Raw genomic sequence first — 391 nt, forward strand, 5'->3', positions numbered from 1 at the left:
CAGCTACTTCCGGCATCACCCGGTAACTGTCCTTGCTTTCTGCCTCCGCGAGTTCTCCTTGCTTCAAGCCCTCCGGGAGCACCTTCTCCAGTGCGTGCGCGGCGTCCTCGGAGGTGGTGCCTGGCTCCAGATCTACCTTCGGCGCACCGGGGGAATCCGCGTAGAACTGCGTGAGGTTACCCACGTATTCCGGAACCACACTGATCTCGCCGTTTTCCAGCGCGGAAAGATACGCATCGCGGGCGCCGACTCCCGGCACTAGTTCGGCGTCGATTCCCTCTTCTTCCAAGGCCTGAACGTAGATCTGCGCGATGATCTCACTTTCCTGGAAGTTAGCGGAGCCCACGCGCACGATGTCATCGTTGCGGGCTCCGCCGAACACCGTTCCACC

At 61.4% G+C, this 391-nt stretch carries 1 protein-coding gene; it reads right to left on the reverse strand.

Going from position 1 to position 391, the window contains the following annotated elements:
- Nucleotides 1–391: glycine betaine ABC transporter substrate-binding protein (locus D7W82_RS39880; RefSeq protein WP_304988769.1), on the reverse strand; the 391-nt coding region annotated here is incomplete at both ends.

It is taken from the genome of Corallococcus sp. CA049B (assembly GCF_003611685.1).
Lineage (GTDB): Bacteria > Myxococcota > Myxococcia > Myxococcales > Myxococcaceae > Corallococcus > Corallococcus coralloides.